Annotated in this window: 23 protein-coding genes; 10 read left to right on the forward strand and 13 right to left on the reverse strand. The window is 70.4% G+C overall.

Translation table 11 applies throughout. The annotated features are described in order from the left end of the window. Positions 1-15: 15 nt before the first annotated feature. Entirely contained in the window at positions 16-798 is a 783-nt protein-coding gene (locus tag BMZ18_RS14025; RefSeq protein ID WP_068365568.1) for an SWIM zinc finger family protein, read from the reverse strand. Further along, positions 798-3,692, reverse strand: coding sequence for a DEAD/DEAH box helicase (locus BMZ18_RS14030; RefSeq protein WP_068365569.1), 2,895 nt, complete (start codon positions 3,690-3,692; stop codon positions 798-800). Before BMZ18_RS14030 ends, BMZ18_RS14025 begins: the two co-directional genes overlap by 1 nt. A 136-nt stretch (positions 3,693-3,828) precedes the next feature. Between BMZ18_RS14030 and BMZ18_RS14035 the strand changes: the two genes are divergently transcribed. Together BMZ18_RS14035 and BMZ18_RS14040 are read left to right on the forward strand one after the other, a co-directional pair. Continuing rightward, the gene (locus BMZ18_RS14035) at positions 3,829-4,506 is read left to right on the forward strand and encodes an HNH endonuclease family protein (protein ID WP_068365582.1); all 678 of its coding nucleotides are present in this window, start codon (positions 3,829-3,831) and stop codon (positions 4,504-4,506) included. An 18-nt stretch (positions 4,507-4,524) separates the two neighbouring features. Beyond that, positions 4,525-5,343: a shikimate 5-dehydrogenase gene (locus tag BMZ18_RS14040; protein ID WP_068365570.1), complete on the forward strand. Its 819-nt coding sequence runs from the start codon at positions 4,525-4,527 to the stop codon at positions 5,341-5,343. Between the two features lie 4 nt (positions 5,344-5,347). Here the strand turns inward: BMZ18_RS14040 and nagB are convergent, their stop codons facing one another. From nagB to BMZ18_RS14055, 3 genes are read right to left on the reverse strand one after another with little or no spacing between them, the layout of a single operon-like run. Next, on the reverse strand, positions 5,348-6,139 hold the full coding sequence (gene nagB / locus BMZ18_RS14045; RefSeq protein WP_068365571.1) for a glucosamine-6-phosphate deaminase: 792 nt from the start codon (positions 6,137-6,139) through the stop codon (positions 5,348-5,350). Continuing rightward, positions 6,140-7,339, reverse strand: a complete 1,200-nt coding sequence (locus BMZ18_RS14050) for an N-acetylglucosamine-6-phosphate deacetylase (protein WP_068365572.1) — start codon at positions 7,337-7,339, stop codon at positions 6,140-6,142. Further along, complete coding sequence (locus tag BMZ18_RS14055) at positions 7,336-8,499, reverse strand: PTS transporter subunit EIIC (RefSeq protein ID WP_082895184.1); 1,164 nt, start codon at positions 8,497-8,499, stop codon at positions 7,336-7,338. Before BMZ18_RS14055 ends, BMZ18_RS14050 begins: the two co-directional genes overlap by 4 nt. A gap of 257 nt (positions 8,500-8,756) precedes the next feature. Here BMZ18_RS14055 and BMZ18_RS14060 point away from each other — a divergent pair, with 257 nt between their 5' ends. Together BMZ18_RS14060 and BMZ18_RS14065 are read left to right on the forward strand one after the other, a co-directional pair. Continuing rightward, entirely contained in the window at positions 8,757-8,987 is a 231-nt protein-coding gene (locus tag BMZ18_RS14060) for a PTS sugar transporter subunit IIB (protein ID WP_068365574.1), read from the forward strand. Then, complete coding sequence (locus BMZ18_RS14065; RefSeq protein WP_068365575.1) at positions 8,984-9,436, forward strand: PTS sugar transporter subunit IIA; 453 nt, start codon at positions 8,984-8,986, stop codon at positions 9,434-9,436. The genes BMZ18_RS14060 and BMZ18_RS14065 overlap by 4 nt, the downstream gene beginning before the upstream one ends. A 25-nt stretch (positions 9,437-9,461) precedes the next feature. On the opposite strand, the gene BMZ18_RS14070 is transcribed toward BMZ18_RS14065, so the two are convergent. Further along, complete coding sequence (locus BMZ18_RS14070) at positions 9,462-10,208, reverse strand: GntR family transcriptional regulator (RefSeq protein ID WP_068145652.1); 747 nt, start codon at positions 10,206-10,208, stop codon at positions 9,462-9,464. Between the two features lie 232 nt (positions 10,209-10,440). Here BMZ18_RS14070 and BMZ18_RS14075 point away from each other — a divergent pair, with 232 nt between their 5' ends. Both BMZ18_RS14075 and BMZ18_RS14080 read left to right on the forward strand, forming a co-directional pair. Continuing rightward, a complete protein-coding gene (locus BMZ18_RS14075; RefSeq protein ID WP_074922259.1) occupies positions 10,441-10,935 on the forward strand; it encodes an acyl-CoA thioesterase in 495 nt (164 codons plus the stop codon). Next, the gene (locus BMZ18_RS14080; protein ID WP_068361042.1) at positions 10,932-12,113 is read left to right on the forward strand and encodes a benzoate/H(+) symporter BenE family transporter; all 1,182 of its coding nucleotides are present in this window, start codon (positions 10,932-10,934) and stop codon (positions 12,111-12,113) included. The genes BMZ18_RS14075 and BMZ18_RS14080 overlap by 4 nt, the downstream gene beginning before the upstream one ends. Here the strand turns inward: BMZ18_RS14080 and BMZ18_RS14085 are convergent. The 4 genes from BMZ18_RS14085 to BMZ18_RS14100 all read right to left on the reverse strand — a co-directional run bounded on the left by BMZ18_RS14085 (position 12,110) and on the right by BMZ18_RS14100 (position 16,812). Then, positions 12,110-13,144 (reverse strand): phosphotransferase family protein, encoded by a 1,035-nt coding sequence (locus BMZ18_RS14085; protein ID WP_068361040.1) that lies wholly within the window; start codon positions 13,142-13,144, stop codon positions 12,110-12,112. The two genes, BMZ18_RS14080 and BMZ18_RS14085, sit on opposite strands and share 4 nt — an antisense overlap. Then, the gene (locus tag BMZ18_RS14090) at positions 13,141-14,358 is read right to left on the reverse strand and encodes an acyl-CoA dehydrogenase family protein (protein WP_068361037.1); all 1,218 of its coding nucleotides are present in this window, start codon (positions 14,356-14,358) and stop codon (positions 13,141-13,143) included. The genes BMZ18_RS14085 and BMZ18_RS14090 overlap by 4 nt, the downstream gene beginning before the upstream one ends. A 5-nt stretch (positions 14,359-14,363) precedes the next feature. Then, complete coding sequence (locus BMZ18_RS14095; protein WP_082894897.1) at positions 14,364-15,248, reverse strand: SDR family oxidoreductase; 885 nt, start codon at positions 15,246-15,248, stop codon at positions 14,364-14,366. 79 nt (positions 15,249-15,327) lie between these two features. Then, a complete protein-coding gene (locus BMZ18_RS14100) occupies positions 15,328-16,812 on the reverse strand; it encodes a cryptochrome/photolyase family protein (protein WP_068099856.1) in 1,485 nt (494 codons plus the stop codon). Positions 16,813-16,907: 95 nt separating this feature from the next. Between BMZ18_RS14100 and BMZ18_RS14105 the strand changes: the two genes are divergently transcribed. The 4 genes from BMZ18_RS14105 to BMZ18_RS14120 all read left to right on the forward strand — a co-directional run bounded on the left by BMZ18_RS14105 (position 16,908) and on the right by BMZ18_RS14120 (position 20,196). After that, positions 16,908-17,120 carry a hypervirulence associated TUDOR domain-containing protein gene (locus BMZ18_RS14105; RefSeq protein WP_068361031.1) on the forward strand — a complete coding sequence of 71 codons (213 nt, stop codon included), beginning with the start codon at positions 16,908-16,910 and terminating at the stop codon, positions 17,118-17,120. A 186-nt stretch (positions 17,121-17,306) separates the two neighbouring features. Continuing rightward, on the forward strand, positions 17,307-18,434 hold the full coding sequence (pdhA, locus tag BMZ18_RS14110; RefSeq protein WP_082894896.1) for a pyruvate dehydrogenase (acetyl-transferring) E1 component subunit alpha: 1,128 nt from the start codon (positions 17,307-17,309) through the stop codon (positions 18,432-18,434). Next, positions 18,431-19,459 (forward strand): alpha-ketoacid dehydrogenase subunit beta, encoded by a 1,029-nt coding sequence (locus BMZ18_RS14115; RefSeq protein ID WP_082894895.1) that lies wholly within the window; start codon positions 18,431-18,433, stop codon positions 19,457-19,459. Before pdhA ends, BMZ18_RS14115 begins: the two co-directional genes overlap by 4 nt. Before the next feature lie 86 nt (positions 19,460-19,545). Beyond that, positions 19,546-20,196 (forward strand): hypothetical protein, encoded by a 651-nt coding sequence (locus tag BMZ18_RS14120; protein WP_068361028.1) that lies wholly within the window; start codon positions 19,546-19,548, stop codon positions 20,194-20,196. Positions 20,197-20,236: 40 nt separating this feature from the next. On the opposite strand, the gene BMZ18_RS14125 is transcribed toward BMZ18_RS14120, so the two are convergent. The 3 genes from BMZ18_RS14125 to BMZ18_RS14135 are packed head-to-tail and all read right to left on the reverse strand — an operon-like array spanning position 20,237 to position 23,114. Beyond that, positions 20,237-21,679, reverse strand: coding sequence for an NAD(P)(+) transhydrogenase (Re/Si-specific) subunit beta (locus tag BMZ18_RS14125; RefSeq protein ID WP_068361025.1), 1,443 nt, complete (start codon positions 21,677-21,679; stop codon positions 20,237-20,239). Next, the gene (locus BMZ18_RS14130; RefSeq protein ID WP_068099852.1) at positions 21,676-21,993 is read right to left on the reverse strand and encodes an NAD(P) transhydrogenase subunit alpha part 2; all 318 of its coding nucleotides are present in this window, start codon (positions 21,991-21,993) and stop codon (positions 21,676-21,678) included. Before BMZ18_RS14130 ends, BMZ18_RS14125 begins: the two co-directional genes overlap by 4 nt. After that, positions 21,993-23,114: a Re/Si-specific NAD(P)(+) transhydrogenase subunit alpha gene (locus BMZ18_RS14135; protein ID WP_068099851.1), complete on the reverse strand. Its 1,122-nt coding sequence runs from the start codon at positions 23,112-23,114 to the stop codon at positions 21,993-21,995. The genes BMZ18_RS14130 and BMZ18_RS14135 overlap by 1 nt, the downstream gene beginning before the upstream one ends. Positions 23,115-23,331 lie beyond the last annotated feature (217 nt).

The following is a 23,331-nucleotide window of genomic DNA, read 5'->3' on the forward strand; positions in this document are numbered from 1 at the left end:
CGTATGTCTACGCCTCTACCGGAATCCGCCCAGACGCCGGTACAGGCCCCGCAGCTCCTCGGCGCCGGCACGCACCGCCGCCTCCCCCACCGCAGCCCCTCCCACCTCGGCGGTCCGCAGTGCGGTGAGCAAGTGGCCGTCCTCGAGGTCGTCGGGTGCCGCCACGAACGGCACCTCCGGCAGGGCGGGCAACACGGTGGCGTCCCCGAAGTGATCCGTCGGATCGACGAGGGACACGCCGTCGTCCTCGGTGTCACCGACCAGGGCGTCGACCGACAGCCCCCGCAGCACCAGCAGCCGTGTCGGATCGGCATCGATCCGCTCCGCGGTCAGGTAGGTCAGCGCCGCCGCATGCTTGCAGGGCGAGCCGTGATCCGGACACGAGCAGTCGTAGCGCAGGTCGGACGCGCTCGACGGGAGCAGCCACCGGCCCAATTCCTGCGGCAACGCACCCGAGGCGAGCGCCGTCAGCATGCCCGGCGACCGGCGCACGGTCTCGACGACCTCGTCGGTGTCGAACGGATCGAGGGTGGCCACGGTGACGGTGGCCGAGAAGGGCTCGACCTGACTGCCCTGGACGTCGCCCTCGATGCGGCCGGGCAGGACCGCGAGCGAGATCACCTGTCCGTCCCGCGCGTACGTCCGGCCGCGAGCGAGTCGGCCGTCCTCGGCCAACCCTTCCATGGTCTCGACGAATCGTCGCCCCCACCACGTGGATCCGAACTTGCCGCGCGCGGTGGTCGCCCGCACCCCGTCCTTCACCTTCCGCCGCGGCCCGTACCCGTCCGGCCACGCCATCACTCGCCCACCGCCTCGTCCGACAGGGACAGCAGGGACCGGAGCTCCCCGGTCGACATCTCGGTGAGCCAGTTCTCCCCGGCGCCCACGGCCAGATCGGCGAGTCCGGCCTTGTTCGTGAGGATCTCGTCGATCCGCTCCTCGAGCGTGCCGACGCAGACGAGCTTGCGCACCTGGACGTCTCGGCGTTGACCGATGCGGAACGCCCGGTCGGTGGCCTGGTTCTCCACGGCCGGGTTCCACCACCGATCGAGGTGGACGACGTGGTTCGCCGCCGTGAGCGTCAGCCCGGTGCCGCCCGCCTTCACGGTGGCCAGCAGGATCGGCGGCCCGTCGCTCGACTGGAACCGTGCGACCATCTCGTCCCGGCCGCGCTTGCTCACCCCGCCGTGCAGGAACGGCACCTCGACGTCGAACCGCTCCGCCAGGTACGGCGCAACCATCCGGCCGAAGGCGGCGAACTGCGTGAACACCAACGCCTTCTCCCCGTCGCCGAGTACGGAATCGAGAATGTCCTCGACCAGTGCCACCTTCCCGGATCGATGCCGGCCCCGTCGCAGCACCGTCGACCCGTCCGCCAGGAAATGCGCCGGGTGGTTGCACACCTGCTTGAGCCGGGTCAGCGCCGCCAGGACGGCACCCTTGCGTTCCATGCCCTCCGCCTCGTCGATCTGGCGCATCGTCTCGTCCACCACGGCCTGGTAGAGACTCGCCTGCTCGGCCGTGAGGTTGGTGCGCACGGTCATCTCGAACTTGTCCGGCAGATCCGCGATGACCGCCTTGTCCGTCTTCACCCGCCGCAGCACGAACGGCGCGGTGAGAGAACGCAATCGAGCCAAGGCATGCTGATCGCCCTCGCGCTCGATCGGCACCGCGAACCGAGCCCGGAACACCGCCGCGCCGCCCAGCAACCCCGGATTGCAGAAGTCGACGATCGACCGCAACTCCTCGAGCCGGTTCTCCACCGGTGTTCCGGTCAGCGCGATGCGGTGCTCGGCCGGAACGGCGCGCGCCGCGCGCGCCTGAGCCGTCCCGCTGTTCTTGACGTGCTGCGCCTCGTCGAGCACCACACGCCGCCACCGCGCCGCCGACAACGCGGCGACGTCGCGGGCGAGCAGCGCGTAGGTGGTGACCACCAGGTCGGACGCGACGATCACCGCCTGCAGATCGTCCCCGGTGACGCGTCCCGCGCCGTGGTGGACGTGGACGGCGAGGTCCGGCACGAACGTCGCCGCTTCGCGAGCCCAGTTGCCCACCACCGACATCGGGGCCACCACGAGCGTCGGCCGACGGTCCTCCGGCGGCGTGGCCTCGCGTTCCGAGGCCAGCAGCACCAGGATCTGCACGGTCTTCCCCAGCCCCATGTCGTCGGCGAGGATCGCCCCCAGTCCGAGCGAACTCATGAACGCGAGCCACTGCACGCCCCGCTCCTGGTACGGCCGCAGCGTCGCCCGCACGGACGGCGGGACGACGACCGGCTCGGGACGGCGATCACCGTCGAGCAGAGCGGCGACCCAACCGGTCGCGGCGACGTCCGTGACCGGCGCCGGCGGCGGTTCGGCGGCGGCGAGCTGTCCGAGCGCCGACGCCAGCGGCACCGATCCCGGCGCACGATGCCGCTCGACGTAGTCGATGGCCCGAGCCAGCACGGCGCCGTCGGCGTGCACCCACTTGCCGCGCACCCGCACCAGATCGGCCTTCGACGACGCGAGGCGGGACATCTCCTGCGGCGTCAACACCATGTCGCCGACGGCCACCTGCCAGTCGTACTCGACCAACCGGTCGAGACCCACCGCCGAGTCCTTCGTGGTGGGCGACGGCGGGGCGTCGATGGCCAGACGCATCGAGGTGTCGACGCGCGCCCATTCCCGCGGCAGCAGAACGTCGACACCGACGCTCTGCACGGCGCGAACACCGGACACGACGAAATCCAGCACCTTCTCGGTGGGCAGCAGCAGATCCAGCGAGCCCGGCGCGGTGACGACCGACGCGAGCGGCGGGTAGGCACCCACCGCCTCGGCCAGCGCCCGCACCGCACCGCGGAACCGGGTGGCGTCGGCGACACCGGCGCCCGGCCGGAGCGAGACCGGTTGCGGCGCTTCACCGTCGGGCCGGACGAGGACCTCGAGCCGCCACAGGGCGGACGCACCGTCCCCGATGTCGAGATCGGCGTCCTGATCGAGATCGTCCGGTTCCACGAGCCGCAGGACCAGAGCGGCATCCTCGCCCTGCAGACTCTCCCGCCACCGGTCGAGAGCCTGCTCGGATCGCGTCGACCCGTCGTCGTACGGCTCCTCCTCGACGAGCGCCACGAGCAGCGGATGCGCCGCGTCCGGCCGGCCGAGGACGTGGCGCACCACCGGATCGGTGAGTTCGCCGATCAGATCGTCGAGCACCGCGGCAGGATCACCTTCGGCTCGTTGAACCGGCGGCATGGCCGAGAGCAGTTCGGCCCGCCAGCCCCGCTGGTGCTCGTCGCCGAGCAGCCGCCAGCGCAGCCACCATCGGTTCTCGAGTCGCACCTGGTGCGGCACCACCCGACCCGCACGCGTCCACCGTTCGAGGCCGCGGGTGACCGCGGCCAGATACCGCAGGTCGCCGGACAGCGCGGGATGCACGAGCGGTACCCGGCGCAGCAGATCGGCCGCTTCCATCGGAGCGAGGGCGGCCGCCGGCATCGACTCCACCCGATCCGCCGCGCCGCCGTCCGGCGGCATGGTCACCGAGGCGGTGTGGCGCAGGCGGCGCGCCATGACGCGGGCGAGGAACGGGGGCAGATCCTCGTGCCCCTCACCCCCGTCGGTGCCGTCCCCGTCGGTGCCGTTTTCTGGTGAGCCCGAAACGTCCTGCCACAGCAGCAGCCCCGAGCCGGGGGTCCAGAGTCCGTGGAGCACGAGTCCATGAAAGCACCGAGGTCCGACACCGGCACCGGCCACACCGCGACCGACGAGCCTGTCGGTGGCGGCGGGCATACTGCGCACCGTGTTCACGCCGCCCCGCCGCCCGTTCTCCGGCCCGTCGTTCGCAGCGGTGGCGGTACTCGCGGTACTCGTGTCCGTTCTGGCGGGGTGCTCGCTGATCGCGCCGGTGGAGCCGGCGCCCGGCAGTCCGCCCGCGTCCGCGCTCGACGACCTGTTGGCCCGCGTCGCGGTGGTGCCCGAGCGCCCGGACGTGCCGGGGTACCAACGCAGTTGCAAGCAGGGCGACGGGTGCGTGTTCGGGCCGGCGTGGACCGACGATCACGACGGCCCCGGCGGTCACGACGGGTGCGGCACTCGGGACAACGTCCTGGCGCTCTCGCTGACGGACGTGCAGTTCCGCCCGGGCACCAACGACTGCGTGGTGGTCGCGGGCACGCTGGCCGATCCCTACAGCGGGGAGGTGCTGCCCTTCACCAAGCAGAACGCGAACGAGGTGCAGATCGACCACGTCTACCCGCTCGCGGCGGCGTGGGACATGGGCGCGGCCGCGTGGCCGCTCGAGACCAGGATCCGCTTCGCGAACGATCTCGACGTCAACCTCATGGCCGTGTCCGGAGCGGAGAACCAGGCCAAGAGCGACAAGACGCCGGCGGACTGGCTGCCGCCCGATCCCGCGTACCACTGCTTCTACGTGGGGCGGTACCTGACGGCGGCGGTGTCCTACGGGCTGCCCGTCACGGCGGCGGATCGGGACGCGATGGCGGCGGTGTCGGAGGGGTGCCCCTGAGCGTTAGGGTTGCCGACCATGTCGCGGATGCTCACCAAGGACACTCGGCTCTGCATGTCCCTGTCCGGTCGCCCGAGCAACATCGGTACCCGGTTCCACAACTACCTCTACGACGAGCTCGATCTCGACTACGTCTACAAGGCGTTCACCACCGACGATCTGCCGGCCGCCATCGCGGGGATCCGCGCGCTCGGGATCCGCGGCTGCGGCGTGTCCATGCCGTTCAAGGAGGCGTGCATCGACCACGTCGACGTCATGCACCGGTCGGCGTCCGCCATCGACTCCGTGAACACCATCGTCAACGAGGACGGAGTCCTGCACGCCCACAACACCGACTACTCGGCGGTGGCCGACCTGGTCGGCGCGGCGAACGTGGACCGGGCCAGGCCGGTGACCGTCACCGGGAGCGGCGGAATGGCGAAAGCCGTCGTCGCCGCCCTTCGCGACAGCGGGTACACCGACGGGATCGTGGCCGCGCGCAACGAGCGCACGGGCTCGGCGCTGGCCGACGCCTACGGGTACCGGTGGCAGCCCGTTCCCGATCCCGCGCCCGGGTCGTTCCTGGTGAACGTCACGCCGGTCGGGATGGCCGGGGGTCCCGACGCCGACGCCCTGCCCTTCGGGTCCGAGGCCGTCGCCGCGGCGACGGCGGTGATGGACGTTGTGGCGATGCCCAGCGAGACGCCCCTGATCCGGGCCGCACGGGCGGCCGGCACGCCGGTGATCACCGGCGCGGAGGTCATCGCGCTGCAGGCCGCGTCGCAGTTCACGCTCTACACCGGCGTGACCCTGCGGCCGGAGCAGATCCAGCGGGCGTCGGAGTTCTCGCGGCGCTGACGGCTCACCAGCCCTGCCACGACGGCTTGTGCGCTGCGGCGTAGCGGTAGTAGTCGGCCAACTGCAGCCCCGCCGCGGCGGCCTCGTCGATCACCACCGTGACCCGCGGGTGCAGTTGGATCACCGAGGCCGGGCAGAAGGCCGAGACCGGTCCCTCCACGGCGGCGGCCACCGCGTCGGCCTTGCCGTCGCCGAGCGCCAGGAGCACCAGATGCCGGGCCTCGCCGATGGTTCCGAGCCCTTGCGTCATCACGTGGTGCGGCACGTCCTCGGCGGAGTCGAAGAATCGAGCATTGTCCCGACGGGTCTGCTCGGTCAGGGTCTTCACCCGCGTGCGGGACACCAGCGACGACCCGGGCTCGTTGAACCCGATGTGCCCGTCGGTGCCGATACCGAGCAACTGCACGTCGATGCCGCCGGCGTCGGCGATCGCCCGGTCGTACCGCGCCGATTCGGCGGGGACGTCCTCGGCCTCGCCGTCGGGGCCTTCGATCGCGGTGGGGTCGATGTCGACCAGCGCCGCGAACTCGTCGCGGATCACCGAGCGGTAGGACTGGGGGTGCGCCGTCGGCAGCCCGACGTACTCGTCCAGCAGAAACGCCCGCGCCCGCGCGAAGGACAGGCCCTCCTCCCGGTGACGCCGACCGAGCTCGCGGTACACCCCCAACGGGGTCGACCCCGTCGCGAGGCCGAGCACCGGGCCGCCGGGATGGTCGCCCGCACGCACGCACCGCTCGACGATGTCGGCCGCCAGTGCATGCACGGCCGCCGCGTCGTCACGAATGACGATCTCCACTCAGTCCACGTCCTCTCCTGCTCGCACCACACCGATGGGCGCGAGGCGGTCGTCGGTGATCACCAGATCGGCGCGCAGTCCCGCCTCGAGCCGACCGAGCGTGTTCTCCAGGCCGAGGAACCTCGCCGGCGTCGCCGACCCCATCCGCACCGCGGACACCAGATCGACGCCGGACTCGTCGACGGCGCGACGGACGATGTCGAGCACCGTCGACGTGCCTCCCGCGATGGCACCGCCGGTCGTCAGCCGGGCCACTCCGTCGGTGACGGTGACGTCGAGAGCGCCCAACCGATACGGCCCGTCCGCGACGCCCGCCGCGGCCATCGCGTCGGAGACGAACGCGACGCGGTCCGGTCCCACCAGATCGACCACCGCGCGGACCGTCTCGGGGTCGAGATGAACGCCGTCCCCAATCAGTTCGAGCATCATCTCCCCGCGCGCGGCCGCCGCGAGGCAGGCCGCGACGGGACCGGGGGCGCGGTGGTGGAACGGCGGCATGCCGTTGAAGAGGTGCGTCGCGGACACCGGTCCGGTCAGGCGACGGGCGACGTCGGTGACGGTCCGCGCGTCGGTGTCGGTGTGGCCGAGGGATCCTCGGACGTCGTGACGAGCCAGCACGTCGATCAGGTGGTCGACGCCGTCCGTCTCGGGCGCGAACGTCATCGACCGCACGGCTCCCTGGCCGGCGGTGAGAACCCGGTCCAGCATCTCGACGTCGACGGGGACGATCGACGCCGGATCCTGTGCGCCGCAGCGACTCACGGCGAGGAAGGGCCCCTCGAGGTGCACTCCGGCGATGTCGCCGGAGTGCCACAGCGTCGCCAGGGCGGACGTCTGACGCACGAGCACGTCCGCCGGTGCGGAGACGAGCGAGGCGAGCATCGTCGTCGTTCCGCGTCGACGGTGGAAGCGCACCGCCGTCGGCGCGGAATCCGCTGTCGCATCGGGAAATCCGACACCGCCACCGCCGTGGCAGTGCACGTCGACCATGCCCGGCAGCAGGGTGAGCGGCGTCGCCGGCCCCCCGTCGGACCGGTCCGACTCGATCCCGCCGCCGGACCGGTCCGACTCGATCCCACTGTCGAACCGGTCCGACGCCGGTCCCACCCACTCAATTCGCTCGCCGCGGGTGATCACCACGCCGTCGTCGATCACCGCGTCGGCGGTGACGACGCGTCCGCGGAAGAGGCGCTCGGTCACGCCTTTCCGGACGCGTCGTCGAGCACCGCGTCGTCCTCCCGACCGGGGGTGCGGAGGTTCCACTTCTTGATCACGACGCTGAAGAGCACGTAGTAGATCACCGCGTAGACCAACCCGATCGGAATCAGCATCCAGGCCTTGGTGGCGATGCCGAAGTTGAGCAGGTAGTCGATACCGCCCGCGGAGAAGAAGAACCCGTCGTGGATACCGAGGGCGTTGGTCAGCGCCATCGACGTACCGGTGAGTACGGCATGCACGACGTAGAGGGGCCACGCGACGAACATGAACGAGTACTCGAGCGGCTCGGTGATGCCGGTGACGAAGGCGGTGAGACCGGTGGAGAGCATGATGCCGCCCACGACCTTCTTCTGCGAGGGCTTGGCGTTCCGGTAGATCGCGAACGCGGCCGCGGGAAGAGCGAACATCATGATGGGAAAGAAGCCGGTCATGAAGACGCCGGCCGACGGGTCGCCGGCGAAGAACCGGTTGAGGTCACCGCGGACGATCTGCCCGCTGGCGTCCGTGTAGTCACCGACGAGGAACCAGACGACGGAGTTCAGGATGTGGTGCAGGCCCGTGGGGATGAGCATGCGGTTCGCGAAGCCGTATATGCCGCTGCCGACCACGGAGTGATCCGCGACGGTGGTGCCGACCCAGTTCAGGGCGCTGTAGAAGAGCGGGTAGAGGAACGACATGAGGACCGCGACGATCAGACCCGTCACGGCGGTGAAGATGGGAACCAACCGACGACCGCTGAAGAACCCCAGGTAGTCCGGCAGCTTCTGCCGGTAGAAGCGCTGCCAGAGAACGGCGGAGAACAGACCGATGACGATGCCGGCCAGGACGCCGTAGTCGATGGTCGCGGGATCGCCGTTGGCGTCCACCTCACCGGCGAGCACCACGGGTGACATCGCCTCGAAGACGCCGTTCATCACCATGTAGCCGACGACGGCGGCGAGAGCGGTGGATCCGTCGGCCTTCCGTGCCCACCCGATGGCGATGCCGACGGCGAAGATGAGGGGCAGCCAGGTGAAGACCGACTGACCGGCCGCGGAGATGACGGACGCCGCCGTCTCCAGCGGTGCGAACCGGCCGAGCAGGTCGGGCTGCCCCAGGCGGAGCAGGATGCCGGCCGAGGGCAGCACGGCGATGGGCAACATCAGCGACCGGCCGAAGCGCTGCAGTCCGGCCAACGACCGGGACTCCTTCTTGACCGTCGAATCCGCGTCCGACGCGGGCGTTCCTGTGGAACCGTCGATGGGGGCAGCCATGGGGACCTTCTTCTCGAAGACTGTTGTGGACCGGCGTCTCCCACGGGTACTGTCCGGTCATAACCAGTTGTAGTTTGGCCAGGTCGGACGTCGATGTCAACCGGCTTCTGTGACCGCGACTACACCGACAGCGAGAGGAACCCACCATGGGCAAGGCGGAGCAGATCGTGGCCGGCCTCGGCGGCGCGGACAACATCGTCGAGGTCGAAGCGTGCATCACCCGGCTGCGCACGGAGGTGCGCGACGGGTCGCTCGTGAACGAAGCGACGCTGAAATCCGCGGGGGCGCACGGCGTCTTCGCCAAGGGCACCGCGGTGCAGGTCATCGTCGGTCCGGAAGCGGACACGCTCGCCGAGGACATCGAGGACATTCTGTGACGACGGTCGCGGCACCCTTGGCCGGCACGGTCGTCGCTCTCGCCGACGTGCCGGACCCGGTCTTCTCCGCGCAGATGGTGGGTTCCGGCGTCGCGATCCGGCCGTCGACGCGGACGGGCCGGGTCGACGTCGTGGCCCCGGTCGAAGGCCGGCTGCTGAAGCTGCATCACCACGCCTTCGTCGTCCTCACAGACGACAAGAAGGGCGTCCTGGTGCACGTCGGCATCGACACGGTGCAGATGAAGGGCGACGGCTTCGAGCTCGTCGCCACCGAGGGCGCCACGGTGGCCGCCGGCGACGTGGTGGTGCGCTACTCCCCCGACGCCGTCGTCGCCGCAGGGTACGACGACGTGTGTCCGGTGGTGCTGATGGACTCGGCGGCCGACTCGGTGGACGCGTCGCGCGTCGGTCGGGACGTCGTCCCCGGCGACACCGTGTTCGAAATCTGATCCCGCACAACGGGATTCGGGCAGATCAGGGCCGCCGACCCGGGCGTCGCTGGCCCTGCACCTCCATCGACAGCTGGTACCGATCGCAGCGGTACCAGCTCTCGCAGTGCTCGATCGGCTGATCGCCGTGGAAGGACACGCGGTCGAAGTACAGCACGGGGGCACCGCGCTTCGTTCCCAGCAGCGTCGCGATCTCGGTGTCCGCCGCGGTGGCACTGACGGTCTGCTCGGCGCGGTCGATGGTCCGGTCGTAGTGCACCGAGACCGCGTCGTAGATCGACGCGCTGAGATCGTGCTCGATCAACCCGGGCAGGACCGACGCGTCGTACCAGCCGTCGTCGACACTGACCGGCTCGCCGTCGGCGAGGCGAAGCCGCTTGATGTGGTACGCCTTTCGGCCGTCGTCGATCCCCAGCGCGGCGACCGTCGCCGCGGACGGTTCCTCGAGTCGCGCGAACAGCACCACCGTGGTGGGCCGGAGCCCCTGCGCTCGCATCTCCTCCGAGAACGACGCCAGGTGCAGACGCGACTGCACCGGTCGGCTGGCGACGAACGTCCCCTTGCCGCGCACCCGCACCAGATGGCCTTCGTTGACCAGCTGGCCGATCGCCTCGCGGACCGTGATGCGGCTGACGCCGTAGTCCTCCATCAGCCGCCGCTCGCTGGGCATGAGGTCGCCGGGCTGCAGTTCCTTGGTGCATCGATGCAGCAGAATGGCGCGCAGCTGTTCGTGTTTGGGAACGGCACTGTCCCGAAGATGGACGGGCATCACCACGAGCGTCTCCGGGGGTCTCGGCCGAGCAGGGCGGGGCGACGGGGTCCATTCCGCCGGGGCGGTACGGACTGGTCCCGACCGATCCTAGTCCTGACGACGTTCCTGCGCGCGCGCTTTCGGCCCGTCCCGCCGGCCGACCACCCCGGGCAGGCCGGAGGCCGGTCGCAAGATTCCCCGGGCAGGCCGGAGGCCGGTTGCATTGTTCCGACGTGTGGCATCCTCCTGTGCCATGACCACTGCTCCCGCCGCCGCCGACTTCCCCGTGCTGTGGCCGGTGCCGACCCGGTGGGCGGACAACGACCACTACGGCCACGTCAACAACGTCGCCTACTACTCGTTCTTCGACACCGCGGTCAACGGCTGGCTCATGTCGGCCACGGGTACCGACATTCGCGAGCTGGACGCCGTCGGGGTCGTCGCGGAGACCTCGTGCCGCTTCCTCGCCCAGCTCAGCTTCCCGGACGAGCTGCGTGTCGGCATCGCCGTCGAGAAACTGGGAACGTCGTCGATCGTGTACTCCCTGGCCGTGTTCCGGGTGGCGGGCAGGCCGGAGGCCGGTCGGGGTGGGGCGGGCAGGCCGGAGGCCGGTCGGGACGACAGCAGGGACGAGCTCGTGGCGGCGGCGTCGGGGCGGTTCGTCCACGTCTACGTCGACTCCGCGACCCGCCGACCGGTTCCGATTCCCCCCGAGATTCGCGCCGTCGTCGAGCCGCTCACGGCATGACGGCGCCCGAGGCGCGCGCGGTGAGCCTCGCGGTGCCGATCGGCGCCGGGGTGGTCACCGCGCTGGTGGGGTTCACGTCGTCGTTCGCGGTGGTGCTCACGGGCCTGCGCGCGGCCGGTGCTACGGAGGCGCAGGCGGCGTCCGGTCTGTTCGCGCTGAGCCTGATCATGGGCTTCGGCATCGTGGGTCTCGCTCTGCGCTACCGCATTCCGCTGACCCTGGCGTGGTCCACACCCGGCGCCGCGCTGCTCGCTGGCACCGGGGCCGTCGTCGGCGGGTGGCCGGCGGCCGTCGGGGCGTTCGTCGTGGTGGGCCTGGCGATCGTGCTGACCGGTGCGTGGCCGCGCCTGGGGGCGCTCGTCGCCTCGATTCCGGTCTCCCTCGCGCAGGCGATGCTGGCGGGCGTCATCCTGCCGCTGTGCCTCGAACCGGTCCGTGCGCTGGCGGCGTCGCCGGTGGCCGTGGCCCCGGTTGTCGTGACCTGGCTGGTGCTGCAACGCTTCTCGCCCCGCTGGGCCGTCCCCGCGGCGTTCGGCGTCGCCGCCGTGGTCATCGGGGTCGCCCTGCTGCGTTCCGGTACGGCCGTCCCCACGGACGGGCTGGTGCCGACGCTGTCCCCCGTCGCTCCGGTCTGGACCTGGCAGGCCGCCGTCGGGGTTGCCCTCCCGCTCTACATCGTGACCATGGCATCGCAGAACATCCCGGGTACCGCCGTCATGGCGTCGTACGGCTACACCGTCCCGTGGCGTGCGTCTATGACGGTCACCGGGGCCGCGACCGCCGCCGCGGCTCCGGTCGGCGCATTCGCCGTCAACCTCGCGGCCATCAGCGCGGCCCTCGCCGCCTCCCCCGACGCCGAACCGGACCGGGATCGCCGCTGGATCGCCGCCGTGACCGCCGGCGTCGCGTATCTCGTTCTCGCCGTGGGCTCGGCTGCCCTGGCCACCCTGGTCGCCCTCGCACCCGCCGGCATCGTCGAGACCGTGGCGGGCCTGGCGCTGCTCGGCACCCTCGCGTCTGCGCTCGCGGCGAGCACGCAGCACCCGTCGGACCGGGTGCCCGCCGCGATCACGTTCGTCGTCGCGGCGTCCGGCGTGGCCGTCGTCGGCATCGGCTCGGCCTTCTGGGCCCTCGTCGCCGGTCTCGTGGTGCGCGCCGTGACCGCGGACCGGGGCTAGAGAATCCCGGCGTCCTCCGCGGTGGCGACGGCGCGCGCGACGATGCCGTCGATGAGCGACGTCGTCGGGCCGCCGTCCCGAGCGCGGTTGCGTTCGTCCGCCATCGCCCGTCGGAGCACACCCTCGGCGATGATCGACAGCTTCCACAACGCCAGGGCATGCCAGTACGGCACCGTCGCGGTGTCGCGGCCCGTCGACCGGGCGTAGGTCTCGACGAGCTCGTCCCGGCCGGGGAAACCCGGCAGCGTCGACACCTGGAAGAAACCGGGGGTGTCGTCCGACGCCTCGGACCAATAGGCCAGCAGGGCACCGACGTCCGCGAGGGGGTCGCCGAGCGTGCACAGTTCCCAGTCGACGACGGCGACGATGGTGCCGTCGCCTCCGGTGATGACGTTGCTCAGATGGAAATCGCCGTGCACCAACGACAGCTCGGTCTGCTCCGGAGCGTGCTCCGTCAGGGCCGCGGCCAGCCGCTCGAGTACAGGGACCTCGCGCGTCTTCGACTGTTCCCACTGGGCGGACCAGCGCTTGATCTGGCGCGCCGCGTACTGCTTGTGGCTCGCCAGGTCGATCAACCCCGTCGCCTCGAGATCGACGGCGTGGATGCGGCCGAGGGTGGTCGGCATCTCCACCCCGACGGTACGACGACGGTCCTCCGGCACGTCCGCCGCCACCGACGGGTCGTCGAGGACGACGCCGTCGACGTGACTCATGAGCACCAGCGGCGCATCGGTGACCGCGGGATCGTCGGTCAGGGCGATCGTGCGTGGGACCGGAACGGCGGTGTTCTGCAACGCCGACAGGATGCGGAACTCGCGGGCGACGTCGTGTGCGGAGGCCAGCAACGTCCCCAGCGGAGGGCGGCGCAGCACCCACCGGCGGCCGGCGTCGTCCGACACCAGGTAGGTCAGATTGGACTTGCCGTTGCCGATGCGCTCGTACGCGAGATCGCCCTGCGCGCCGATGTTCAACCCCGCGATCCACGCGGCGATACCGTCCGTGTTCAGGCCGGCGGGGGTCGCGTCGGTCACGGGGTGACCTTCCGGTACGGCGCGAGCTCGGTCCGCGCGATGGTGCGCTTGTGCACCTCGTCGGGGCCGTCGGCGAGCCGCAGGGTCCGCAGGTGGGCGTACATCGACGCGAGCGGGAAATCGTCGGACACCCCACCGCCACCGTGCACCTGGATGGCGCGATCGACGATCTTCAGCGCCATGGCCGGAGCGGCGACCTTGATGGCGGCGATCTCCACGCGGGCTTCCTTGTTGGAGAATTCGTCCATCATCCAGGCGGCCTTGAGCGTGAGCAGCCGGGCCATCTCGATCTCGATGCGGGCCTCGGCGATCCAGTCCTGGATGTTCGCCTGCGCGGCAATGGGTTTGCCGAACGCCACGCGCGAGGACGCCCGCTCGCACATCAGCTCGAGCGCCCGCTCGGCCATTCCGATCGCGCGCATGCAGTGGTGGATGCGACCCGGGCCGAGACGGGCCTGGCCGATCATGAATCCGGCACCCGGGCCGGCGAGAACGTCCTTGCCGGGAACGCGCACGTTCTCGAACAGCACCTCGGCGTGGCCCTCGCGATCCTGGTAGCCGAACACCGGCAGCCCGCGGAGCACCGTGACGCCGGGGGCGTCCATCGGCACCACCATCATCGACTGCTGCTCGTACGTCGCCGCCTCGGGCGCGGTCTTGCCCATCACGATCATGACCCGGCAGTTCGCGTGCAGCGCGTTGGAGGTCCACCACTTGCGCCCGTTCAGGATCCAGTCGTCCCCGTCGGCCGTCATCGACATGGCGATGTTGGTGGCGTCCGAGCTCGCGACGGCGGGTTCGGTCATGGCGAACGCCGACCGGATCTCCCCGTTCAGCAGCGGGGTGAGCCAGGTCTGCTTGTGCTCGTCGGAGCCGAATCGCGTGAACACCTCCATGTTTCCGGTGTCCGGCGCCGAGCAGTTGCAGGCTTCCGGCGCGATGGCCGGGCTACGGCCCATGATCTCCGCGAGGGGCGCGTACTCGGCGTTGGTCAGACCGGGACCGTACTCGGAGTCCGGGTGGAAGAGGTTCCACAGTCCGCGGGCCCGGGCCTCGGACTTGAGCTCCTCGAGCACGGCGGGTTGATGATGCGGGTCACCGGATTCGCGAATCTGCCGCTCGTACACCGCTTCCGCGGGATAGACGTGCTCGTCCATGAAGGCGAGCAGCCGCTCGCGGTAGTCGAGACAACGGTCGTTGAAGGAGAAATCCATACGGGTCAGCCCTGTCTGGTGTCGGCGGCGGAGTCGAGCGTGCTGCGTTCGAGAGTGCTGTGGTCGGGAGTGCTGTGGCCGGGAGCGCTGCGCTCCAGGCTGCTGCGGTAACGGCGCATGCCGGCGATCCACCGGTCGTAGTCGGCACTCTTGTGGGAGTACATCGTCAGCACCTGTGGGTGCGGCAGGATCAGGAAGCGCTCGGCCTCCATTGCCTCGAGCGTCGTGCGCGCCACGTCGTCGGGTTCGAGGACGTCACCGGCGCTCGTCACCGCGGCGGCGGCCACGGACGCGCCCTCCCGGTCGCTGTCGAAGCCGGAGTTCAGCAGTGCCGTGTTCACGCCCATGGGGCACAGGCAGCTGACAGCGACGCCGCGATCGCCGTAGGTGACCGACAGCCACTCGGCGAACCCGACCGCCGCGTGCTTGGAGACCGAGTAGGTGGCAGAGCCGATCTGGGTGAGCAGGCCCGCCGCCGACGCCGTCGTCAGGAAGTATCCGGGCGTCCCGCGCTCCAGCCACCGCGGAATCACCAGGCGGGCCGCGCGCACGTGGGCGAGCACGTTGACGTTCAGCGCCGTCGACCACGCCGCGTCCGTGCTGTCGAGTCCCATCCCGGCGGTGGTGCCCGCGTTGGCGACGAACACGTCGAGCGGCCCGAAGGTCGACTCCGCCAGATCCACCGCCGCAGCGATGACGGCGTCGTCGGCCACGTCGCCACCGAGGGCGCGCGCCCGATCACCCAGCCGATCCGCGACCGCCTGCGCTGCACCGCCGTCGAGATCGACGACCACCACCCGATTACCCGCGTCGACCAGCGCCGACGCCAGCGCGGCACCGATGCCGGCGCCACCTCCGGTGACGACCGCGACCCTGTCCGTCATTCGCATCGTTCCGATAGTAGGCACGGGTGAGCCAGGTCACGACAGTGGGCTCGGCGGGGCTCGGTGGGGCGGAGTCTCACCGGGCCTAGAACGAGGTGCGCTTCTTCTCCTGCTCGAGCACGTCGTCGAGATCCTTCAGCCGATCCATCGAACTGACGGCGCGGCGGGTGCGCATGTTCGATGACAGCAGGTCGCGATGACGATGGGTGAAGGCCCAGTACCCGGCGGTGAAGGGACACGCGTCCTCGCCGAGCCGCTTCTTCGGGTCGTACGCACATCCCTTGCAGTAGTCCGTCATTCGGTCGATGTAGGCACCGCCGGAGGCATACGGCTTGGTGGCGATGATGCCGCCGTCGGCGTGCTGGCTCATGCCGACGACGTTGACCGGCATGACCCACTCGTACCCGTCGACGAAGTGTTCGGTGAACCATCGCGTGAGCGCCCGCGGATCGTAACCCTGTTGCAGCGCATGGTTTCCCAGGATCATCAAGCGCGGGATGTGGTGCACCCACCCGCGGTCGTGGACGCCCGCGAGCGCGTCCGAGAGGCAGGCCGCGGTGACCTCCTCGGCGTCGAGGCTGGCAAACCACGGCGGGAGCGGCGTGTCCGCCCCCATCTCGTTCTTGTCGATGTAGCTCTCGTCGAGATGCCAGTAGAGGTGCCAGACGTACTCGCGCCAGCCCAGGATCTGGCGGACGAATCCCTCGACGCTCGCGAGCGGGGCGTCGCCGTCCCGGTAGGCCTTCTCCGCCGCGCGCGCCGCGTCGAGCGGGTGCAGGACCCCCAGGTTGAACGGCACGCTGAGGAGGGAATGCGACATCGTCCAGTCCGCGGCCATGACGGCGTCCTCGTACGGGCCGAACGTCGACAGCCGGGTGTCGACGAACGTCGTCAGCGCCTGCTGCGCTTCGTCCGCCGTCACGGCGAACCGACGCGGGCCGTCGGTGCCGGACCACTGCACGTCCATCCCGTCGAGATCGCGTCGCACCTGCTCGTCGATCTCGTCCTCGGTGGGCCACCACGGTTCCGGGACGCCCAGCGTCTCCTGCTTCTTCGGCGGCTTCTCCCGGTTCTCGGCGTCCAGATTCCAGGTCCCGCCCTCGGGATCCTTGCCGTCCATGAGCACCTCGAACCGCCGCCGTTGGTCGCGGTAGAAGTTCTCCATCACGAACGACGTGCGATTGCCCGCCCACTCGGCGAAGTCCTCCCGCGACAGCGCGAAGGTCGGCGTGGGCAGTACCTCCGCCACCAGTCCCTCCTCCGCCATGGCGGCGACGAAGGCCTCCGCGCGACGCGACGTCGGCTGATGCACCACGACGGGACGTCCGACCTTCTCGAGCGCCTCGCGGTAGGTGTCGGTCTTCAGGTGGGTCGCGCGGTCCCCGAGTTCGTCCGCGAGATGCCGCATCCCCGACAGCAGCAGGTGCGCCTTCTGGCGATGCCCGCGCCGACGGCCCAGCGCGCGAGCGGATTCGACGATCACCACCTCGCGGTCCTTCGTCTCGTCGGACGAGTGCACGTGGGGTCCGAGCTGGTCCGCGAAGACCCAGAGCGGTGCGGGGGTGGCCATGGGTGATCATTCCCCGCCGCGTCCCTCCCCAATCGAGGCCCGATCGCGGCCCGACCGAGCCGGTGAAACGAGAGCGGAGGGGGTACGTACCAGCCATGACGTACAAAAAGGGCACCAAGGTTCAGTGGAAATGGGGCGACAACACCGCCGAGGGCAAGGTGGTCGAAGTCCACAAGGAGAAGGTGAGCAAGAAGATCAAGGGTTCGGAGATCACCCGCAACGGCACCGACGACAACCCGGCCTACCTGCTCGAGCAGGAGGACGGTACCCAACTGCTCAAACTGGACAGCGAGCTGGAGAAGGACTGACCGTGCACGGTGGCCGGTCGGCACAGTTGCCAGCCGGCGCCACAGCGCATTCTGCGCATTCGACGAAGTTCCTCTTGCGCATACGGCTACGGGGGGCATGCTGTGAAGCACGCCACAGGCGGCGCGACCACAGCATGACCCGGCCGTTCACGAGACGGCTCGGGCCGGCGCAGGAGGGACACGATCATGACCCCGTCGCACGAGCGACTCCTCGACTCGGTCGGTGAGTCCCCGACACCGCACGACCGCCACCCACGACCGGTGGACCGCATCACCCACCCCGTCCAATTGGTGCAACCCGACGGGCGGCGCGTTCACGATCGCGAGTACTGGGGCCTCGTCGCCGACGTGACCGGCGCCGACCTGCTGGCCCTCTACACCGACATGGTGGTGGCCCGGCGCATCGACACCGAGGCCACCGCCCTCCAGCGGCAGGGCGAGTTGGGGTTGTGGGCACCGCTCCTCGGACAGGAAGCCGCGCAGGTCGGCTCCGCGCGCGCCCTCGACCGCGCGGACTACGTCTTCACCAGCTATCGCGAGCACGCCGTCGCCTACTGCCGCGGCGTTCCCGTCGAGAAGCTGACGGCCCTCTGGCGAGGAACCGCCCACGCGGGCTGGGATCCCACCGAGTACGGCATCACCAACCCGGCGATCATCGTCGGCGCGCAGGGCCTCCACGCCACCGGATACGCGATGGGCACCCGGTTCGACGGCGTCGACGCCGCCACCGTCGCCTACTTCGGCGACGGCGCGACCAGCGAGGGCGACATCTCCGAGGCGTTGTCGTTCTCGGTCGCCTTCAGCGCGGGGGTCGTCTTCTTCTGCCAGAACAACCACTGGGCCATCAGCGAGCCCGTCTCGCTGCAGACGCCCGTCCCGCTGGCCACCCGCGCGGCCGGCTTCGGTATGCCGGCGATCCGCGTCGACGGCAACGACGTGCTCGCCGTGCTCGCCGTGACCCGGGCGGCGGCGCACCGCGCCCGCACCGGCGGTGGGCCGACGTTCGTCGAGGCCATGACCTACCGCATGGGCCCGCACACGACGTCGGACGATCCCACCCGGTACCGCCCCGGCGCCGAACGGGACGTCTGGTCCGCCCGCGACCCCTTGCTCCGCCTGGAACGGCTTCTCGAGCGGGAGAGCGTTCTCACCGACGAGACCAGGGCCCGCGTGGCCGCGACCGCGGACGACGTCGCCGCACGCCTCCGGGCGGCCACGGTCGGTGCTCCCGATCCGGATCCCGCCACCCTGCTCGACCACGTCTACGCCGAGCCCCACTCGCTCGTCGACAGCCAGAAGGAGGCACTGCGATGACCACCGCTACTCCCCTCCGTCCCGAGGGACCCGCCTCCGACCGACCGGAGGACCGCGTCACCGGCACCCTGGGCGGTGCGATCAACGCCGGACTGCGGGCAGCGTTGGACGCCGATCCGAAGGTCGTCCTCATGGGCCTCGACATCGGCAAGCTCGGCGGTGTCTTCCGTATCACCGACGGCCTGCAGAAGGACTTCGGCGATCACCGCGTGCTGGACATGCCCCTCGCCGAGTCGGGCATGGTCGGCACCGCCTTCGGACTGGCACTCCGGGGCTACCGCCCGGTGGTGGAGATCCAGTTCGACGGCTTCGTCTACCCGGCCTTCGACCAGATCGTCTCGCAGGTGGCCAAGATCCGGTACCGCACCGCGGGCCGGGTCGGTGCCCCGATGGTCATCCGCATCCCCTACGGCGGCGGAATCGGTGCCGTCGAACACCATTCGGAGTCGCCGGAGGCGTACTTCGCGCACACGGCCGGGCTGCGCGTGGTCGCGCCCAGCACGCCCCACGACGCCTATTGGATGATCCAACAGGCCGTCGCCTCCGACGATCCGGTGATCTTCTTCGAGCCCAAACGCCGCTACTGGGACAAGGGTGCCTGGTCCCCGTCCGCACCGGATCTGCCGCTCGACCGGGCCCGCATCATGCGCATGGGCACCGACGCGACCGTCGTCACCTACGGGTCCACCGTGGGCACCGCCGTGCTCGCGGCGGAGGTCGCCGAGCAGGAGGGCCGCAGCCTCGAGGTGGTCGATCTGCGGTCGCTGTCCCCGCTCGACATGGACACGGTCTGCCGGTCGGTGCGGCGCACGGGACGTCTGGTGGTGGCGCACGAGGACACCGGGTTCCTGGGCATGGCGTCCGAGATCGCCGCGCAGGTGTCGCGCGAGTGCTTCTACTCGCTCGAGGCGCCGGTGGAGCGGGTCACGGGCTTCCACGTTCCCTACCCGGCCGCCCGCCTCGAACGCCACCACCTGCCCGACGTCGACCGCATTCTGGCGGGAGTGGACACCGTGCTCCGCTGACTCCGCCCGGCCGAGCGGCAGGGGGTCGCGGGTGTGAGGGAGGCCTCACAGACGACTCCCAGAATCCTGGCGCATCATGGTGTGCCGTGAGCACGTCGACCACCGAGCAGATCGTCCTGTCCGTCCAGCGATCCACGCCGCGGTTGTGGCTGGCCGCGGCCGTCGGTGCGGTGACCCTCGTGGTTCTCTACGCCGCACTGCCCCTGGCCGGCGTCGCCTATCCGGCGGCCCGGCCGATCCTCGAACCGGTGGCCGGCGGCGCCGCCCGGCTGTTGTCGGCGATCGACATCACCACCGTGCTGGTGGTGGTGGCGGCACTGACGGTCGTCTCGATCGCGCGGGCCCTCCCCTACGGCATCGGGGCGGTGCTGATGCTCTGCCCGGGCGCGCCGCTGACGGCCGCAGCCGCGCGGTCCTGGCTGCCCGAGTCCGTGCTCGCCTCCGCGCATCCCGACGGCCGGATCGTGGCGGTCGCCTCGCTCGTCGCCGCGGCATCGCTGGTGGTCCCGTCCCGCGTCCGCCCGGCGGTTCTCGGCCTCGGCCTCGCCGCGACGGTCGCGGTGTCCCTCGCTGCCGTCGTCACCGCGGCCGCGTCGTTCGTCGGCGTGCTTGGCGCTCTGGCGATCACCGGGACGTGGTGGGCGCTGGCCGCCGTCGTCATGGCGCATTCACCGATCGCTGCGCGCCGGGAGCGCAAGAACCCCCTCGACACCGCAGCCCTGAAGCTTCGCCGCTGAGGGCGAGTTCCAGGGCCGCGGACGGTCGGGAGGCTCGAGGTCAGAGCGCCTTGAGCTCCTCGATGACCGAGTTGACGGACTTCTTCGCGTCCCCGAAGAGCATCGAGGTGCGGTCGGCGGTGAACAACGGGTTGTCGATGCCCGCGTAGCCGGAGCTCATCGACCGCTTGAGCACGATCACCGACCGCGACTCGTCGACGTTGAGAATCGGCATCCCGTGGATGGGCGAGCTCGGATCGTTGCGGGCCGCGGGGTTGGTGACGTCGTTCGCGCCGATGACGAGGGTGACGTCGGTCCGGGAGAACTCCCCGTTGATGTCGTCCATCTCCTTCATCGAGTCGTACTCCACGTCCGCCTCGGCGAGCAGCACGTTCATGTGCCCGGGCATGCGGCCGGCCACCGGGTGGATGGCGTACTTCACCTCGACGCCCTTCGACTCGAGAATCGACGCCATGTCCTTGACCGCGTGCTGCGCCTGGGCGACGGCGAGGCCGTAGCCCGGCACCACGATGACCTGGGAGGCGTAGGCCATCTGGATGGCCGCGTCCGCCGCGGAGGTGGACTTGACCGTCCCCCCGCCCTCGCCGGCGCCGCCGGCCGCGGCCGCGGCGCCTCCACCGAACGATCCGAAGACGATGGCCGGGATGGACCGGTTCATGGCCGTCGCCATGAGGTTGGTGAGGATGGTGCCGGACGCGCCGACGATCATGCCGGCGACGATCATCGCGGTGTTGTTCAGCGCCAGACCCGCGGCGGCGGCCGACAGACCGGTCAGCGCGTTGAGCAGCGAGATGACCACCGGCATGTCCGCGCCGCCGATCGGGAACACCACGAACAGGCCCATCAGACCCGCCGCGACCAGAACGATCACGATCCACCACACCGCCGTGCCCTCACCCGGGGTGGCGTGGACGCCGATCCACACCGACGCGGCCACCGCCACGAGCAGCAGCACCATGTTCAGCAGCTGGAACGTGCGAGCGTTGGAGACGAACGCCTTCTCCACCTTCTTGTTCAGCAGCTCCTGCAGCTTGGCGAACGCCACCAGCGAACCCCAGAAGGACACCGAACCGATCACGGCGGCGAACAGCGACCCGACCACGATGTGGACCGTCGGCTCCTCCCCGTGCTGGAACGCCGAGAAGCCGTCGGTCTCGAGGAACTCCGACCAGGCGATCAGCGCGACCGTGCCACCGCCGACGCCGTTGAACAGCGCGACCAGCTGCGGCATCGCCGTCATCTTCGTGCGCTTGGCCGGCGGCACACCGAGGATCACACCGATCGCCAGACCGGCGGCGATGAGGATCCAGTTGATCGCGGCGGTGTCGCGCACCTCGATCAGCGTGGCCACCACGGCCACCCCCATACCGACGGCGGCGATCCAGTTGCCGCGCACGGCGGTCTTGGGACCGGTCAGGCCCATCAGGCCGTAGATGAACAGCGCGAAGGCGGCGATGTAGAGCACCGCGACGAGGTTGTTCACTTCTCGGCTCCCTCACGCGCGACGGGCTTCGACTTGAACATGCCCAGCATGCGGTCGGTGACGAGGAAGCCACCGACGACGTTGAGGGTGCCGAAGATCAGCGCGACGAACGCGATGATTCGCACGCCCCACGACGCGTCCTCGGGCAACCGGCCCAGGACGATCAGGGCGCCGAGCACGACGATGCCGTGGATGGCGTTGGTGCCCGACATCAGCGGCGTGTGCAGCGTGTTGGGCACCTTGGAGATCACGGCGAACCCCACGAACCCGGCGAGAACCAGGATCGCGATGTTCGCGAGCAAGGACAGGTACATCAGGCGTCCGCCTTTTCGGTGGTGGGGACGTTCCGGGTCACGCAGGACTTCTCGAGAACCTCGTCGGAGAAGTCGGGTGCGAACGCCCCGGACTCGTCGAGCATCAGTTCGAGCAACGCGGACACGTTCTTCGAGTACAGCTCGCTGGCGTGCTCGGGCATCGTGGCCGGCAGGTTCAGCGGCGAGCAGATGGTGACGTCGTTCTTCACCACGGTGCGACCGGGCTCCGTGAGCTCGCAGTTGCCGCCCGTCTCCCCCGCGAGGTCGACGATGACGCTGCCCGGCTTCATCGCCGATGCGGCCGCCGCCGTGACCAGACGCGGCGCGGGCCGACCCGGCACGAGCGCGGTGGTGATGACGACGTCGAACGTCGCGATCGCCTTCTCGAGCGCCGCCTGCTGCTGCGCGCGTTCGTCCTCGGTGAGCTCGCGGGCGTACCCGCCCTCACCCGCGGCGTCGATCCCGAGATCGAGCCACTGGGCACCGACCGACCGGACCTGATCGGCCACCTCCGGACGGACGTCGTACCCGGTGGGCCGCGCACCGAGACGCTTGGCGGTGGCGAGGGCCTGCAACCCGGCGACACCGACACCGAGCACCAGCACGGTCGCCGGCTTCACCGTGCCGGCGGCCGTGGTGAGCATGGGGAAGAAGCGCGTCGACTCCGACGCGGCGAGCAGCACGGCCTTGTAGCCGGCCACGTTCGCCTGGGAGGACAGCGCGTCCATCACCTGCGCGCGAGAGATGCGGGGAATCGCCTCCACCGCGAACGCCTGGACGCCGGCCGCGGCGAGGGCCGGGATGACGGTGTCGGCGTTGCGCGGCGCGAGAAAGCCGATGAGGGTGGTGCCGGACGCGAGCTTGCCCACCTCGGACTCCGACGGCGGCGCGACCTTGACCACGACGTCCGCCGACCACGGATCACCGATCTCGGCCCCCGCGTCCACGTAGAGCTCGTCCGGGATGAGCGCACCGAGACCGGCTCCGGCCTCCACGACCACCCGGACACCCTTGCCGACCAACGACGACACGACCTTGGGTACCAGGGCCACCCGCCGCTCGCCCTCGGCGCTCTCGCGCACGACCCCGACGAGCGGCCCGGCGCCCCGAGAATTCTCCACCACTGACGACTTCCTCTACGAACGCATCGACGTCCCGACAGGGGTCGAGACGAGAGATGACCTGCGCATCGCCGGCCCGCCCGTGGTTGGGGACGCGTCGGCAGGGCCGTGGCCATGCAAGAAGGAACGACGGGCGACGGGGGCGGTTCGCACACGCCACGTCACCGATCGGTTCCGCATCACGGCCGGATAGGGCCGACCAGAAACGTAACGCACA

Origin of the sequence: Rhodococcoides kroppenstedtii, from assembly GCF_900111805.1 — a bacterium.
GTDB lineage: Bacteria > Actinomycetota > Actinomycetes > Mycobacteriales > Mycobacteriaceae > Rhodococcoides > Rhodococcoides kroppenstedtii.

What these genes read in the sequence shown, in the direction of transcription:
- BMZ18_RS14025 (WP_068365568.1), bottom strand. Translation starts at nt 798, where the DNA reads ATGGCGTGGCCGGACGGGTACGGGCCGCGGCGGAAGGTGAAGGACGGG.
- BMZ18_RS14040 (WP_068365570.1), top strand. Translation starts at nt 4,525, where the DNA reads ATGTCGCGGATGCTCACCAAGGACACTCGGCTCTGCATGTCCCTGTCC.
- BMZ18_RS14055 (WP_082895184.1), bottom strand. Translation starts at nt 8,499, where the DNA reads ATGTTGCCCATCGCCGTGCTGCCCTCGGCCGGCATCCTGCTCCGCCTG.
- BMZ18_RS14060 (WP_068365574.1), top strand. Translation starts at nt 8,757, where the DNA reads ATGGGCAAGGCGGAGCAGATCGTGGCCGGCCTCGGCGGCGCGGACAAC.
- BMZ18_RS14075 (WP_074922259.1), top strand. Translation starts at nt 10,441, where the DNA reads ATGACCACTGCTCCCGCCGCCGCCGACTTCCCCGTGCTGTGGCCGGTG.
- BMZ18_RS14080 (WP_068361042.1), top strand. Translation starts at nt 10,932, where the DNA reads ATGACGGCGCCCGAGGCGCGCGCGGTGAGCCTCGCGGTGCCGATCGGC.
- BMZ18_RS14090 (WP_068361037.1), bottom strand. Translation starts at nt 14,358, where the DNA reads ATGGATTTCTCCTTCAACGACCGTTGTCTCGACTACCGCGAGCGGCTG.
- BMZ18_RS14095 (WP_082894897.1), bottom strand. Translation starts at nt 15,248, where the DNA reads ATGCGAATGACGGACAGGGTCGCGGTCGTCACCGGAGGTGGCGCCGGC.
- BMZ18_RS14100 (WP_068099856.1), bottom strand. Translation starts at nt 16,812, where the DNA reads ATGGCCACCCCCGCACCGCTCTGGGTCTTCGCGGACCAGCTCGGACCC.
- BMZ18_RS14105 (WP_068361031.1), top strand. Translation starts at nt 16,908, where the DNA reads ATGACGTACAAAAAGGGCACCAAGGTTCAGTGGAAATGGGGCGACAAC.
- pdhA (WP_082894896.1), top strand. Translation starts at nt 17,307, where the DNA reads ATGACCCCGTCGCACGAGCGACTCCTCGACTCGGTCGGTGAGTCCCCG.
- BMZ18_RS14115 (WP_082894895.1), top strand. Translation starts at nt 18,431, where the DNA reads ATGACCACCGCTACTCCCCTCCGTCCCGAGGGACCCGCCTCCGACCGA.
- BMZ18_RS14130 (WP_068099852.1), bottom strand. Translation starts at nt 21,993, where the DNA reads ATGTACCTGTCCTTGCTCGCGAACATCGCGATCCTGGTTCTCGCCGGG.